This window comes from Sphingomonas sp. TZW2008 (assembly GCF_002117915.1).
Taxonomy (GTDB): domain Bacteria; phylum Pseudomonadota; class Alphaproteobacteria; order Sphingomonadales; family Sphingomonadaceae; genus Sphingomonas.
In genome coordinates this window covers 231,303-246,103 of sequence record NZ_BDJB01000008.1, presented here as the reverse complement: position 1 = coordinate 246,103, position 14,801 = coordinate 231,303, and the positions used below count along the sequence as shown (strand labels likewise).

The 14,801-nt window shown below is 65.9% G+C and carries 10 protein-coding genes; 3 read left to right on the top strand and 7 right to left on the bottom strand.

Annotated elements, in window-relative coordinates; translation table 11 throughout:
• Positions 1-133 precede the first annotated feature (133 nt).
• The 3 genes from B7L05_RS11155 (at position 134) to B7L05_RS11145 (ending at position 4,450) form a co-directional block, all read left to right on the top strand.
• Positions 134-2,443: a TonB-dependent receptor domain-containing protein gene (locus B7L05_RS11155; protein ID WP_085810338.1), complete on the top strand. Its 2,310-nt coding sequence runs from the start codon at positions 134-136 to the stop codon at positions 2,441-2,443.
• 118 nt (positions 2,444-2,561) lie between these two features.
• A complete protein-coding gene (locus tag B7L05_RS11150; RefSeq protein WP_085810337.1) occupies positions 2,562-3,269 on the top strand; it encodes a GDSL-type esterase/lipase family protein in 708 nt (235 codons plus the stop codon).
• Positions 3,270-3,316: 47 nt separating this feature from the next.
• Positions 3,317-4,450 carry an acyltransferase family protein gene (locus B7L05_RS11145; RefSeq protein WP_085810336.1) on the top strand — a complete coding sequence of 378 codons (1,134 nt, stop codon included), beginning with the start codon at positions 3,317-3,319 and terminating at the stop codon, positions 4,448-4,450.
• Here B7L05_RS11145 and B7L05_RS11140 read toward each other — a convergent pair.
• The 7 genes from B7L05_RS11140 to B7L05_RS11110 form a co-directional block, all read right to left on the bottom strand.
• Positions 4,447-5,250: a LytTR family DNA-binding domain-containing protein gene (locus tag B7L05_RS11140; RefSeq protein WP_085810335.1), complete on the bottom strand. Its 804-nt coding sequence runs from the start codon at positions 5,248-5,250 to the stop codon at positions 4,447-4,449. The genes B7L05_RS11145 and B7L05_RS11140 overlap by 4 nt on opposite strands.
• 86 nt (positions 5,251-5,336) lie before the next feature.
• Positions 5,337-6,455: a sensor histidine kinase gene (locus B7L05_RS11135; RefSeq protein WP_085810334.1), complete on the bottom strand. Its 1,119-nt coding sequence runs from the start codon at positions 6,453-6,455 to the stop codon at positions 5,337-5,339.
• A gap of 97 nt (positions 6,456-6,552) precedes the next feature.
• Positions 6,553-9,921: a carboxypeptidase regulatory-like domain-containing protein gene (locus B7L05_RS11130; RefSeq protein WP_085810333.1), complete on the bottom strand. Its 3,369-nt coding sequence runs from the start codon at positions 9,919-9,921 to the stop codon at positions 6,553-6,555.
• Between the two features lie 194 nt (positions 9,922-10,115).
• Positions 10,116-12,245, bottom strand: coding sequence for an NAD-dependent DNA ligase LigA (gene ligA, locus B7L05_RS11125; RefSeq protein ID WP_085810332.1), 2,130 nt, complete (start codon positions 12,243-12,245; stop codon positions 10,116-10,118).
• A gap of 64 nt (positions 12,246-12,309) precedes the next feature.
• Positions 12,310-13,875 (bottom strand): amino acid permease, encoded by a 1,566-nt coding sequence (locus B7L05_RS11120; RefSeq protein WP_085810331.1) that lies wholly within the window; start codon positions 13,873-13,875, stop codon positions 12,310-12,312.
• 162 nt (positions 13,876-14,037) lie between these two features.
• The gene (locus B7L05_RS11115) at positions 14,038-14,430 is read right to left on the bottom strand and encodes a histidine triad nucleotide-binding protein (protein ID WP_085810330.1); all 393 of its coding nucleotides are present in this window, start codon (positions 14,428-14,430) and stop codon (positions 14,038-14,040) included.
• A 17-nt stretch (positions 14,431-14,447) separates the two neighbouring features.
• The gene (locus B7L05_RS11110; protein WP_085810329.1) at positions 14,448-14,783 is read right to left on the bottom strand and encodes a phosphoribosyl-ATP diphosphatase; all 336 of its coding nucleotides are present in this window, start codon (positions 14,781-14,783) and stop codon (positions 14,448-14,450) included.
• Positions 14,784-14,801: the final 18 nt, after the last annotated feature.

The window sequence follows — 14,801 nt, the reverse complement described above, 5'->3', positions numbered from 1 at the left end:
CGATTCGCCGAGCCGGGGCAGGAGAGCCGCGGCGCAACGGCGGCACGCGCCCCGGCCAACGTTTCTTTCTCTAGGGGGTTATACCGTGTCGCTGACGATCGCTCGCCGTGCTCTGCTTCTTTCCGCAACCGCGATGCTCGCGCTGCCGACGCTTGCGGGCGCGCAGGCATCCGGCCCTGCCGATCCGGCGCAGGCGAGCCAGGGCGGTGAGACGGCGGGCGCATCCGATGGGCTCGACGACATCGTCGTCACCGCGGAGCGCCGCGAGGCGAACCAGCAGTCGGTGCCGATCTCCTTGAGTGCGGTGCGCGGCGACACGCTGCGCGACTTTCAGTCGGGCGGCGAGGGCATCCTGGCGCTGGCCGGGCGCGTACCGGGGCTATACGCCGAGACGACGACCGGGCGCATCTTTCCGCGCTTCTACATCCGCGGCCTCGGCAACGTCGATTTCTACCTCGGCGCCTCGCAGCCGGTCTCGATCATCCAGGACGATATCGTGCTCGAGCATGTCGTGCTGAAGTCGAACCCGATCTACGACGTCGCGCAGGTCGAGGTGCTGCGCGGGCCGCAGGGCTCGCTGTTCGGACGCAACACCACCGCAGGCATCGTCAAGTTCGATACGGTGCGCCCGTCGATGGACTTCCAGACGCGCGGCTCGGTTTCGTGGGGCACGTACAACACCGTGTCGGCCGATGCCGGCGTCGGCGGGCCGATCGTGGCCGACAAGGTCGCGTTCCGCGTCTCGGGCCTGTACCAGCGGCGCGACGACTGGATCAGCAACCTCTACGCCGGCGCGAGCTTCGACGGAACGCGCGGCGGCAAGGACGTGATGGGCGGCTTCGAGGATCGCAACGCGCGGCTCCAGCTGCTCTTCACGCCGACCGAGATGCTGTCGATCAACCTGTCGGGCCACGTGCGGGACTATGACGGCACGTCGACCGTCTTCTATCGCGGGGCGCTGCCGCTGGGCAGCAACAACCCGACCAAGGCGCGCTCCGTCACCAACCAGGACGAGGCGATGAACAACCCGCAGGGCTATACGACCTACGGTGCGTCGGCCAACGTCGCGTGGGATTTCGGCGGCGTGACGCTGACGTCGATCACCGGCTACGAGACGACTGAAGGGTATAGCCGCGGCGATACCGACGGCGGCGCTGCGGTGGCGTTTCCGTTCAACGGCGTGCCCAATGGCTACGGTCAGAGCCAGGGCAACATCCGCGATCTCGACCAATGGACGCAGGAGCTGCGCCTCGCCAGCAGCGGCGACACCGCATTCAAGTGGCAGGTCGGCGGCTTCTATTTCGACAATCGCGACACGACCGAATTCTACCAGCGGCGCTTCTTCCTGACCGCGCCGTTCGTCGCGACCAATCCCAACACCAACAATCCCGACAATTGGGTGCGGCTGCGTGACGTCAACACGTCGTGGGCGGTGTTCGGGCAGGCGAGCTATGCCGTGACCGACCGGCTGACGCTGACTGCGGGCACGCGCTACACCGAGGATCGCAAGCGCACGACGCTGGTGAAGCCGGCGATGACCGGCGCGACGGTGAACTTCCCGGCCGGCGCGGCCCGCGACGTGCGGCTCGTCGGCAAGGAGCCGAGCTGGGATCTGTCGGCGCTGTACCAGGTAACGCCCGAGGTGAACGTCTATGCCCGCGTCGCGCGCGGTTTCCGCGGGCCGACGATCCAGGGCCGCTCGGCGGTGTTCGGCAGTGCCTTCACCACCGCCGATTCGGAGACGATCATGTCGTACGAGCTCGGCTTCAAGAGCGAGCCGACGCGCAACCTGCGCGTCAACGCCGCGGCGTTCCACTGGCGCGTCGACGACATCCAGCTGAACGGCAACGACGCCGACGGTAACGGCGTGCTGTTCAACGCCGACAAGGCGGATGCCTGGGGCGTCGAGGGCGAAATCGAGTGGCGGCCGATCCGCAACATCAGCTTCTCGCTCGGTGGCAACGTGCTCAAGACCAAGATCAAGGACGACCGCGTCTTCGCGCAAGTCTGCGCGCTCAACGGCCGTGTCACGTGCACCGTGCTCGACCCCACCGTGACGCGGACGATCTTCGGCGCGCCCGCGGTGCTGGCACAGGTCGACGGCAACCCGCTGCCCAACGCGCCCAAGTGGCAGCTCAATGCCGGTATCCGCTACGACATTCCGGTCGTCGATCGCGGCAACTTCTTCGTGTCGACCGACTTCAACGCGCAGGGTTACACCAATTTCGTCCTGTACCGGACGCGCGAATTCTACGCCGACGGCAATTTCGAGCTGGGGCTGAAGGCGGGCTTCACCGATCCCGACGACCGCTACGAGATCGCCGTGTTCGCACGCAACGTGACCAACGAGCGCAACCTGAAGGGCGTGATCGAGAACTACAATGCCGCGGTCTACAACGAGCCGCGCATCGTCGGCGTCTCCTTCTCTGCCAAGACGCGGTAACGAGCGGCACGGAGCGGACGGGCGGAGCAGGAAGGGGCTCGCACCGTCCGGCCCGCCGATCGGCTTTTAGGAGGCGGCGTCGACGCGGCCTTAACGCTTGGCGTGCGAATTGTGGCGGATGCACGTCGCACGATCATCGGCGATCATCCGCGAAATAGCGGCAACCGTAGGCAAGCTGGCGCTTGCCGCGGGCGTTTTCGTCGCGATCATCGCCGGTTATTTCTTCTTCATCAGCTGGCAGCACGGCCATTCGCCGCTGCCGGGGCGGATCGCGGCCGGGGGCCGCTGCACCGTGTGGCTCGTCGGCAGCTCGTCGCTGCATCGCTGGGACAGCGCCGAGCGCGATCTCGCCGGCTGGACGGTCTACAATCGCGGAATCGAGGGCGCGCGCCTGCCCGAACTCGCGCTTCGGCTCGGCAGAACGGGGGGTGAGCCCGCACCCGCGGCGATCGTGCTGTACGCCGGTGAGAATGACATCGCAGACGGGACCGATCCGGCAGCGGTGTCCAGGGGGCTCGTCGGTCTGGCGAAGGCGCTGCGCGCTCGAGCGCCGGACAGCATGCTGCTGATCGTGTCGATGAAGCCGAGCCCGACACGCTGGCTCAATCGCCCGGCGCAACTCGCCGTCGATGCCGCAATGCGCCGGTTTGCTGCCAGCCAACCGCGCACCGCGTTCGTTCCAGCCGGCGAGCAACTCCTGGTAGGTGCACGTCCCGGCAACTTCTATCACGAAGACGGGATCCACTTGGTCGAAGAAGGGTATCGGCGATGGTCAAGGCCGATCGCGACTGGTCTGCGTCAAGTACATGATAAGGATTGCAATTAATCAATACGTGAGACCTTAGCTGCTATACGGGCCGCTTAGGGGGAGCGATGAACAGCAGCGAGGGGCGGATCGTCGGGCTCGACGCGTGGCGCGCGATGCTGATGCTTGGCGGGCTGTTCGTTCACTGCTCGGTCGCGCTCGAGCACACGCACGTCTTCTACGTCGTGGAGATGGTCTCACAGGCGTTCCGCATGGGCGTCTTCTTCGCGCTTTCAGGATATCTCTCGGCTTTGACGCTGCGGCTGGTGCCAAGCGACGTCTGGCTCTCGCGGCGGTTACGGCAACTCGGCTATCCGACCATGACTGGCGTATTGTTGTTGTCGCCCGCAATGTGGTGGTTGCTGACCAGCGACCAAAGCTTTCGAGGCTCGATCCCGCTACCGTTCGAATGGTGGCATCTGTGGTTTCTATGGGGTTTGCTGCTGGCGTCGGCGCTGCTGCGGTTGCTCGACCGGAATGCCGCCATCTGGCGGTCCATCCTCGCCATCGGGGAGCGGATGGCGCCGCCCGCGCTGATGCTGGCAACGGCGGTGCTGACCGCCGTGATGTTCGCGCTCACGCCGCCAGTGATGTTCGCACTCCTGTCGCCACGGCTGGTGCAGGCCTATGCCAACGTCCAACTAATCTTCGGCTATCTGCCCACCTTCCTGTTCGGCGTTCTTGCTGCCAGATCGGAGCACATTCGGCTCGGCCTGCTACGCTCATCGCGATTGGCGGCGGCTATATTGGCGGTGATCGCCGTCTGCTATGTCTTAACGGGCGCAGGGCTGCTCGACGAGGGCGAGCCATACGTCCGCTTCATCGGCGCCGCGCTGTGCCCACCGCTGGTGTTCGCGATCGTGTTACGGACCGCGTCGACGATCCGCCGGGTACCGCGTATCGTGCAGGGGCTGACCGATGCTTCCTATACGATCTATCTGCTGCATCTGCCGCTCGCCGTGCTGATCAACACGCGGCTCTATCCGCCGACGCTGCACCCGAATTTACGCTATGCGGTGACGATCCTGCTGGCTGGCGGCCTTTCGTGGCTCGCGCATGTTCTGATCGTCAGGCGTCTCCGCGTTGCCGCGCTGCTGCTGAACGGGAGGACCGATGGGCGGGTATCCGGGGGGCGCGCAGAGGTGCCGATCGTCGACCCCTCCGCCGCCCCCGTGGGGGATGGACTAGCTGCTGCCGCCTAGTGGACGAAGCGCGCGACGACGTCGCGGTAGCTGCGGCTCACCTTCACCTGCGCGCCTGAGTCGAGCACCAGAAAACATTCGCCGTTGGTGTGCGGCTTAACCTGGCGCACCTGATCGAGATTGACGATCGTCGAGCGGTGGACGCGCTGGAAGCGCCTGGGATCGAGCCGCTTCTCGAGATCCTTCATCGTCTCGCGCAGGATCAGCGTGTTGTCCGCCGTCTTGATGCACATATAGTCGCCCGCCGCCTCGACGATCTCGATCGTGTCGACGTCGACGCGGAAGATCTGCCCGCGATCCTTGACGTTGATGAGCTTCTCGAACCTGCCGACGTTGACCGGTTCGCCGCCAACGTCGGCGATCTCTGCCGCCGCTTCGGGTGCATGCTCGGCGAGCGCCTCCTTGAGCTTCTCTGCCTCTCCGACGCTCGACTTTTCCGACATGCGCTGGCGCACGCGCTCGAGCGTGTCGGCGAGCCGCGCCTCCTCGACGGGCTTCATCAGATAATCGACCGCCTGCGCCTCGAACGCGCGCAACGCATGATCGGAATAGGCGGTGACGAAGACGAACAACGGCGGTTCGACTTCCATCAGCCCCTGGACGACCGAGAAGCCGTCGAACCCGGGCATCTGAATGTCGAGAAACACGAGATCGGGCTTGTGGGTCTTGATCGCGCTGATCGCCTCGCGCCCGTTCTGGCACTTGGCGACGATCTCGACGTCGTCGTGCGGCTGCAACCGGAGCTCGAGGCCCTGGATCGCGAGCGGCTCGTCGTCGACGAGAATAGTGCGGATGGTCATGGTAACGTCATTCTCCGATACGATGCCGCCCGGCCGTGACGATCGGCCGGACTGGTCACCTCAACGCTTCTGCCCCCTGTTCCTCTTCATTCCGTTTGAACCGGGATCTCGATCTCCACGCCAAAGCCCCCTGTCGGCATGGCGCGGATCTCGAAGCGATGATCCGTCCCGAAAGACTGAACCAGTCGCTCCCTGATATTGGCGATGCCTACGCCGGTTGAAAGGCTTGGCCGGTTCCGCGTCGGCTGCAACCCCGGCCCGGTATCCGATACGCCGATCCGCACGCGATCGCCGACGAGCCGCGCGGTGACGCAGATCTCCGCCCCATCTTCCTTCGGCGTGACGGCATATTTGATCGCATTCTCGACCAGCGGCTGGAGCAGCAGCGAGGGGAGGCGGGCTTTCTCCGCGTTCGGATCAATCTCGAACTTGGGCCGCAGCCGATCCTCGAACCGCATCTTCTCGATCTCGAGATACAGCTTCAGCGTCTCGACCTCCTGCGCGACCGTGACGTGCGCGGTGGGCTCGTTGGCGAGCGTGTAGCGCAGGAAGCTCGACAGCCGGCTCAGCATCGCATTGGCACGCTCGGTCTGCTTGAGCAGCACAAGCGTTGAGATCGAATTGAGCGTGTTGAACAGGAAGTGCGGGTTGAGCTGGTAGCGCAGCATCGCGAGCTGCGCCGATGACGCCTGCGTTTCGAGATGCTGCATCTGATCGATCTGCTCCTCGACGATCAGATAAAAATTGATCCCGAAATAGAGCGCCGACCAGCCGGCGAGCACGGTGAAGTTGAGGAACAGCGCGCCGATCAGCAGCTTCACGTCGACGCCGGGCGCCGCGAGCTTTATGAAGCTGAACGAGAAGGTGTCGAGCAGCGCGTAAACGAAGGTGGCGGCGCCGAGCGTCATCACCGTCAGGATGATCGCGGTGATCCGCGGCAACCCGCGATAATAGCCGTACAGCGTCGAGAGCAGCAGCGTGATGCAATAGCCGACGATCGTCTCAACGATGTTGGTGACGACGCCCTGTAGCGTGAAGCCGTTCGAGATCGACGATACCGTGCGCAGCACTAGGTAGCCGGTCCAACCCGCCGCCTGAAGGATCCAGAAGGCGCGTGCCTTGTCCTCAAAGAACGGGCGCACGGCGAGGTTGCTCGGCCGGATCGAGGCCGGTGCAGCAGAAGGGGCGGGGAGCGTCGTCGCCATGCCCGGCGCTATAGGCGGGGCGGGCGCGGCACGCAAAACAAAGGCCGCCGTCCCGTTGGGGGACGGCGGCCCAATAAGCGCGGAAAGTGACCGGCGCTTAGAAGGTGAAGCGCGCGCCGACGCGGATCGAGTACAGCGACTGGCGCGTGTAGATCTGGTCGCTCGGCGTCGTGGCCGGCGCGCTGTAACGATACTGCGCGCATGCCTGCGTGGTGTTGGCAGCCGCCGCCGTGCCCGGCGCCGTGCCGGTCGCGACCGCGGTCTGTAGGCACTGCACGCGCACTGCCGGGATCGTGTAAGGGAACTGATACTCGCGGACCTGGCCCCAGTTCTTGTTGATCAGGTTCGTGATGTTCTCGATATCGGCGAAGAGCTCGACCCGGCTATCGCCGATGAAGGTCGGGATTTCCTGACCGATGTGCAGATCGAAGCGCGTGAACCACTTCGAGTTGAACGCGTTGCGCGGCGCAACCTTGCCGCGATACTTGTTCAGCTTCGTCGAGTTGATGAGGTTGTCGAGATAGGTCTGCGTCGCGGCGCTGTCGTACGACACCAGCGCATCGGTGGTCGAAGTCGGCACGTAGAGCAGGTAGCGCGAGCTGTTGCCGTTGGTGCCGAACACGCCCGAGCGGCCGTTCGACAGATCCTGCATCGTGTAGCTGTACGGGCGACCGATGCGGGTTTCACCGAACAGGGTGAAGTTGGTCTTGTAGTCGCCGAAGAAGGCGTGGTCGAAGCTCAGGTTGTACTTCAGGTTGTGGCGGACCTGATCGTTCGAAATGCCGTAGGCAGCGCCATTGGCATCGAAGAACGCGCCGTTGCCGTAGTTCGACGAGGCGGTCGACGAGGTCGCCGGTGCCTGATCCTTCACGTCCTGATACGAGTAACTGACGAACGCCTTCAGGCCGAAGTCGAAGTCCTTCCCGATGCGCGCCACGCCGATGTAGCTGCGGCCGCGCTTGGTGTTGGTGAGCAGCAGGTCTTGGTTGGTGTCGCCGAGGTTGCCGGTGCCGGCTGCCGAGGTGTAGCGGATGCGGCCATCGGGGGTGCGCAGCGCGGTCGGCACGACGCGCAGGTCGGTGAAGAACACCTGATTGCGCACCTCCGACCACAGGAAGTCGGCGCCGAAGTGCCAGCCGTCACCGAAGGTGCCGCCCCAGTTCGGATCCCAATCCGCCGACAGCGTGCCGCGCCACTGCGACGGCACCTTGAAGTTCGGATCGAGCGCGTTGGTCGGCGACAGCTGGCTGACCGAGGCGTTGGTGAGGACCGCATTGGCCTGCGCCGGGATGGTCGCACCGTTGACGTTGGTAAGGATCGCCTGACCCGCCGTCGTCGCTGCCGCGCCGGTGAGGCCCGGCACGGTGTAGCCACCGCCGTTGAGCTGACGCACGTCGATCGCGTTGGTCAGGAAACCGGTGTTCGAGAAGCTGTTCGACACATAGACGTCGGGCGAGCCGCCCGAAAAGATGCCGATGCCGCCGCGCAGCGACACGTCCGATACCGGCTTGAAATCGAAGCCGACGCGCGGCTGGAACACGCCGCGGCCCGAAATGTACGAGGTGTTCGGGAAGGCATAGCGAGTAAGGAACGCCGAGTTCAGCGCCGGACGGCTGTCACCACCGAACAGATCATAGCGCGCGCCGTACGACAGCGTCAGCATGTCGCTGATCGACCACGTGTCCTGGATACCGAAGGTGTACGACTGGTAGCGGAAGCGCGCCGCACCCTCCGCCGGATCGAGGCTGGGCACTGCGTTGCCGTAGCGGAAGCGCTGTGCGTTGCCGGCCTGGAAGTCGGCGAGCGAGTCGAAGTAATAGTCGCCCGCGGTGCGCTGCACGAAGAGGTTGAAGATCTTCGTGTCGGAGAATTCGCCAAAGATGCGCAGGTCGTGGTTGTTGCGCGTCAGGCGGGCCTGCAGCAGGCCGCCGTAGGTGCGGCTGGTGAGCTCATTCGACTGGCGCGAGACGTCCGGGCCGAACGAGACGTTGCCGAAGCCCGACTGGCAGGTGCCGGCGAGATCGTTGTTTGTCGCCGTGCCGCTGCCACGATCCGAGGTCGGTGCGGTGCAAACCTGCATCTGCGCGAAGCCGCGCCCGAGGATCGGATCCTGGCCGCGCTTGTAATCCTTGTAGAAGCCGCGGACTTCGGTCGAGAAGTCGTCGGTCCAGTCGCTGTTGAGCTGGAACACGCCGGTGTGCAGGCGGTTCGAGCCGACGTAGCCGTTCGATTCGAGGCCGATGCCCGGCGTGCCGGTGGTGAAGGTGTTCTGGTTAAACTGGATCGAATCCTTGGTGTACAGATACGTCACCGAGGCGCGCTGCGTGTCCGACAAATTGGCGTCAATACGCGCAACAAGGCGGTCGTCGCGATCCTTCGCATTGTTGAGGATGCCACCCGTCTCGTAGCCGTAGCGCGACTGTGCGATCTGCTGGATCGTCGCAACGTCGGCGTCTTTGATGTTCGGAACGACGGTGCCTGCGTTGTTGCCGATCGTGCCTTCGGGGATCGGGGTGTTGGCGCGGATGCGCTCACCGGCGACCATGAAGAACAGCTTGTCCTGAATGATCGGGCCCGAGATCTGTGCGCCGTAGTTCTCGTACTTGAAATCAGGCAGCGTCACGCGGCCGGTCGGCACGCCCGGGCCAGCCTTGGTCTCCTTACCCGTCAGCCCGTCCTCGGAATAGGCGTAGAAGCCCGTGCCGTGGAAGCTGTTGGTGCCCGACTTCAGGATCGCGTTGATCGCGCCACCCTGGAAATTGCCCTCGCGCACGTCATACGGCGCGACCTTGGTCTGGAACTGGCCGATCGCGTCGAACGGCACCGGCGAGCGGCGGGTGGGCAGGCCATCGGGGTTGAGGCCGAAATTGTCGGTGACGGGCACGCCGTCGACCGAGAAGCGGTTGAAGCGCGCGTTCTGGCCGGCGAAGCTGACGGCGCGGCCGCCCGAGGGGCTGTCATCGAGGCGCGCGAACGGATCGCGGCGCATCAGATCGCGCACGTCGCGGTTGACCGAGGCGACGCTGGCAATGTCGGCGGCCGTCAGCACGTTGGCCGGACCCTGGCTGACAGTGCGCGCATTGGCGACGCGCGATGCGGTGACGACGATGTCGCCGCCAGGCGTCTCGGCGCTTTCCGCCTGGAGCTCGATCGGCAGATCATAGGCCTGCGCGACGACGGTGAAGATGTCGGTGACGGTAACCTGGGGATAGCCCGGCGCCGCGACAGTGACGGAGAAGGGGCCGCCGACGCGTAGGCCCGATGCGTTGAACGAGCCGTTGGCATCGGTCGTCGCGTTGGTCGTCGTGCCCGACGGCACGTTGACGACCGTGACCGTGGCTCCCGCAACCGGCGCGCCGCCGGCCGTCACGTTGCCGCGGATCACCGAGGTGGTTTCCTGTGCCATCGCCCCAGCCGGCGCGATGAGCGCGACCGCAGCCACGCCCAAGAACAGGTTATGTCGCATCTGATGTCTTCCCCTTGAGAGCTTCAGCTCTGAACGCCGGCATCCAAACCGTACGCTGCGCCCGTGCGCCTGCAATATTTCGCTTCGGTTACAGCCGCGAGGGGATTCACGGCGGAACCAAAATCGCTTTCGCTGCGTTGCAAAAAGGCATCAGGTCTGTCCTAGATCGACGATGCCCGCAGCCACATACGTCGTCAGGCGGAAGCTGCGACGATCGCCTGCCACCCCGCTTCGTCGATTACGCGAATGCCGAGATCGGCCGCTTTCTTCGCCTTCGATCCCGCGCCGGGACCGGCAATGACGAGATCGGTTTTCGCTGAGACCGACCCGGCGACGCGGGCGCCGAGCGATTCGGCCTGCGCTTTCGCCTCGTCGCGGCTCATCGTCTCGAGCGTACCGGTGAACACCACCGTTTTGCCCGATACCTCCGACGAGCGTGTCTCGTGCACCACGTCGGCGGGCGCGATCTCGGTCAAGAGGTCGGCAACGGCGGCGTCGTTGCGTTCCTCGGCGAAGAAGTCGATCAGCGCCAGCGCAACTTCGGGCCCGACCTGCTTGGTATCGACGATCGCCGCGAGCTCCTTGGCGGTCCGCGCGAGCAGCTTGTCGTCGCTCTCGCCGATCGCCTGCAGCATGGCGTCGCGCCCGGCGGTGCCGGCGTCGATCATTGCACGGAACGCGGCCCAGCTGGTCCAGCGCCGCGCGAGATCGCGGGCGGTGACCTCGCCGACATGGCGGATGCCAAGCGCGAACAGGAAGCGATCGAGCGGCGGCGCGCGCTTGGCATCGATCGCGGCGATGAGGTTGCGCGCCGACACGTCGGCCCAGCGTTCGCGTGCGAGCAGCGTCTCGGTGGTCAGTCGGAAGATATCCGCCGGACGCGCGATCAGCCCGTCGGCGTAGAAGTTCTCGATATTGGTGATGCCGAGACCCTCGATGTCGAGCGCGTGGCGCGAGGCGAAATGGCGCAACCGCTCGACCGCTTGCGCCGGGCAGACGAGCCCGCCCGAGCAGCGCCAATCGACCTCGCCGACCTCGCGCACCGCCTCCGATCCGCATTCGGGGCAGTGCGTCGGGAAGTGCCACGCGTCACGCGGCGTGTCGCGGGTGAGGTTCTCGACGATCTGCGGGATGACATCGCCGGCGCGCTGGAGCACGACACGGTCGCCCGGCCGCACGCCGAGCCGCTCGATCTCGTCGGCATTGTGCAGTGTCGCGTTGCGCACCACCACGCCGCCGACGGTGACGGGTTCGAGCTTCGCGACGGGGGTGAGCTTACCGGTGCGGCCGACCTGGATGTCGATCGCGTTGAGCGTCGTCTGCGCGCGCTCGGCGGGAAACTTGTGCGCGATCGCCCAGCGCGGCGCCCGCGCAACGAAGCCGAGCCGTTCCTGCCAATCGAGCCGATCGACCTTGTAGACGACGCCGTCGATATCGAACGGCAGATCGGCGCGTGCCGCCTCGATCGCGCGATAGGTGGCAAGCGCATCGTCGAGCGAGGCAGCGCGCGTGAAATCCTGTGCCACGGGAAAGCCCCAGCTGCGGATCGCCGCGACCAGCGCCGCCTGCGTATCGCCGGGAATCGCGCTCGCCTCGCCCAGGCCGTGGGCGAGGAAGCGCAGCGGCCGCCCGGCGGTGACGGCCGGGTCCTTCTGGCGCAGCGATCCCGCCGCGGCATTGCGCGGATTGGCGAACTGTCGCGCCTCCTTGCCGGTGCCCGCTGCCTCGTCAGCGAGGCGGGCGTTGAGTGCGGCGAAGTCGGCCTTCGCCATGTACACTTCACCGCGCACTTCGAACACGTCGGGCGCGTCGGCGGGCAGCGTCGCGGGAATGTCGGCGATCATGCGCACGTTGGCGGTCACGTCCTCGCCGGTCGTGCCATCGCCGCGCGTCAGCGCCTGGACCAGCTCGCGGTTCTCGTAGCGCAGCGAGCAGGACAGGCCATCGATCTTCGGCTCGGCCGTTAGCGCGACGGCTTCGTCGTCGGGGAGGCGCAGGAAGCGGCGGACGCGGGCGACGAACTCCTCCACCTCGGCATCGGAGAAGGCGTTGTCGAGGCTGGTCATCGGCCGGGCGTGCGCGACCTTGGCGAGGTGCGCGGCGGGTGCGGCACCGATGTGACGCGACGGGCTGTCGGCGCGGACGAGGTGCGGAAACGCCTGCTCGAGCGCGGCGTTGCGGCGGACGAGCGCGTCATAGTCGGCGTCCGAGATCTCGGGCGCGTCGTCGGTGTGGTAGAGGCGGTTGTGGTGCGCGATCGTGCCGGCGAGTGCTTCGAGCTCGGCGGCGGCGGCGGAATCGTCGGCAGGCAGATCGGTCGTCATGCGCGACCTCTATCCCGTTCGCCCCGGGATTGTCGAAGGGCGAACGGGAGGTTGGGACTGGGCGTTAGGGCTGCTCGCCCACCGGGGCGGGGAACTCGCCCATCTCCGGACCGCCATCGGCCTCGCGACCGTTCTGCAGGTTCGACTTGTGGATGCCGTACACGAAATACAGCACCACGCCGCCGAGCATGTACCACAGGAAGAACACCAGCACGTTCCACGGCACGGTGGTGATAAGATACGCGCACGAGGCGATGCCGAGGATCGGCAGCACCGGATAGAAGGGCACGGAGAAGCCGCGCGGCAGCTCGGGCGCCGACCGCCGCAGGTAGATCACCGACAGGCACACGATCGCGAACGCCGCCAGCGTGCCGACCGACGTCATGTCGCCCAGCACGTTGATGTCGAAGAAGCCCGCCGCGACGGCGGTGATGACGCCGACGAGCAGCGTGTTGATGTACGGCGTCTTGAACTTCGGGTGGACGGTGGCGAAGACGCGCGGCAGCAACCCGTCGCGCGCCATGGTGTAGAAGATGCGCGTCTGGCCGTACATCAGTACCAGCACGACGGAGGTGAGGCCGACGATCGCGCCGATCTTGATGATCTTGGCGAGCCAGCCCCATTGCGGGCCGAAATTGTCGACCACGACGGCGACGGGATCGGGGACGTTGAGCGCGCCGTAGGGCACGAGCAGCGTCATGATCGCGGCGACGAGCATGTAGATGACGGTGCAGACGACGAGGCTGCCGATGATGCCGAAGGGCATGTCCTTCTGCGGGTTCTTGGCTTCCTGGCCAGCGGTGGAGACCGCTTCGAAACCGATATAGGCGAAGAAGACGATCGAGGCGGCGCGCATGATGCCGTCGACCCCGAACTTGCCGTCGCCCTGGTTCGGCGGAATGAACGGCGTCCAGTTCTTCGCGACGAGCTCACCCAGGTTCGACAGCACGATCAGGCCACCGACGGCGATGAACGCGACGAGCACGCTGACCTTGATCGCGACGATGATGTTGTTGACCTTGGCCGATTCCGACACGCCGCGCACCAGCAGCAGCGCGAGCGCGATGCAGATCAGGAAGGCGGGCAGGTTGAAGATGGTGGTGACGGGTTGCCCGTCGACCAGCACCGCGACGCCGTCGAGCACCAGCGGATAGCCCGACGGCCCGGTGAACTGCGGCGGGATGACGATCCCGATGTCGGCCAGTAGGCTGACGACATAGCCGCCCCAGCCGACTGCAACGACCGATGCGGCGAGGCCGTATTCGAGCAGCAGCAGCGCGCCCATGATCCAGGCGACGAATTCGCCGAGCGTGGTGTAGCCGTAGGTGTAGGCCGAGCCCGAGACGGGCAGGGTGGACGACAGTTCGGCGTAGCACAGCCCGGCAAAGGCGCAGACGATGCCCGCGACGACGAACGACAGCAGCACCGCCGGACCGGCGTGGAGCGCGGCGGCGCTGCCCGTCCGCACGAAGATACCGGCGCCGATGATGCAGCCGACACCCAGCAGCAGCAGGTTCCACTTGCCGAGCGTACGCTTCAGCTCACTGCTGGCGGATTCGCGTTGTACCTGCGCGATCGACTTGCGCGCCATCATGCGCGAGAGGATCCCGCCTGCGGGTCGTGTTGCCATAATTCTCCCTTGGCCGCTCCCCGGCGACCTTGATGCTTTATTGCGCGAGCCTAGCGGGCAATCGCTCCGGCGCAATCCCCGAGCCGGGTTTGAGCCGTACGACGGCCGCCGATGTGCGACATTTCGGTGACGGATCGGCGCCTCAGGCGAGGATCGGCGCGATCAGCCGCGCCCGTCGTTCTGCGCCAGCATCGGCCCAAGCGGGCGGCCGGCGAGGATGTGGACGTGGAGGTGTGGCACCTCCTGGTGGCTGTGGGGACCAGTGTTGGCGAGTAGGCGATAGCCCGGTTCGACAAGCCCCGCCGTGCGCGCGACATGGCCAACCGCGCGGACGAAGCCGGCGATCTCCGCGTCGCTCGCGCGCGCAGAGAAATCGTCCCAGCTGACATAGGCACCCTTCGGAATGACGAGGATGTGCGTCGGCGACCAGGGCGCGATATCGTGGAAGGCGAGCGCGTGCTCGTCTTCATATACCGTCTTCGACGGGATCTCTCCGCGCAGGATGCGCGCGAAGATGTTCTGATCGTCGTACGGCTGCGTGGCATCGACGGGCATCGGCGGTCCTTTGATCCTTACTCGGGGCGGAAGGAGAGCGGGCGGCCGGCCTTCTCGTCATGCCCCGACTGACCCTCGCGACGTTCGAGTTCGCGGCGGATGTCGTCGAGGCCGAGACCGGCGTCGGCGAGCAGGACGAGGAGGTGGAAGATGAGGTCCGCGGCCTCGGGCACGATCTTCGCATCGTCACCCGAGCAGGCGGCGATCACCGTCTCGACGGCTTCCTCGCCGAGCTTCTGCGCGATCTTGTGCCGTCCCTGGAAGAACAGGCTGGCGGTGTAGGAGCGTACCGCGGGCGTATCCTTGCGCGCGCGGATCGTGGCTTGGAGGCGGTCCAGCGTGTCTTCGGCCATGGGGCGGGGGTGGCGGCT

Bases quoted from the DNA above. Each gene is read 5' to 3' on its own strand.
- B7L05_RS11155 (WP_085810338.1), top strand. From the start codon at position 134: ATGCTCGCGCTGCCGACGCTTGCGGGCGCGCAGGCATCCGGCCCTGCC.
- B7L05_RS11150 (WP_085810337.1), top strand. From the start codon at position 2,562: ATGCACGTCGCACGATCATCGGCGATCATCCGCGAAATAGCGGCAACC.
- B7L05_RS11145 (WP_085810336.1), top strand. From the start codon at position 3,317: ATGAACAGCAGCGAGGGGCGGATCGTCGGGCTCGACGCGTGGCGCGCG.
- B7L05_RS11140 (WP_085810335.1), bottom strand. From the start codon at position 5,250: ATGACCATCCGCACTATTCTCGTCGACGACGAGCCGCTCGCGATCCAG.
- B7L05_RS11135 (WP_085810334.1), bottom strand. From the start codon at position 6,455: ATGGCGACGACGCTCCCCGCCCCTTCTGCTGCACCGGCCTCGATCCGG.
- B7L05_RS11130 (WP_085810333.1), bottom strand. From the start codon at position 9,921: ATGCGACATAACCTGTTCTTGGGCGTGGCTGCGGTCGCGCTCATCGCG.
- ligA (WP_085810332.1), bottom strand. From the start codon at position 12,245: ATGACGACCGATCTGCCTGCCGACGATTCCGCCGCCGCCGCCGAGCTC.
- B7L05_RS11120 (WP_085810331.1), bottom strand. From the start codon at position 13,875: ATGGCAACACGACCCGCAGGCGGGATCCTCTCGCGCATGATGGCGCGC.
- B7L05_RS11115 (WP_085810330.1), bottom strand. From the start codon at position 14,430: ATGCCCGTCGATGCCACGCAGCCGTACGACGATCAGAACATCTTCGCG.
- B7L05_RS11110 (WP_085810329.1), bottom strand. From the start codon at position 14,783: ATGGCCGAAGACACGCTGGACCGCCTCCAAGCCACGATCCGCGCGCGC.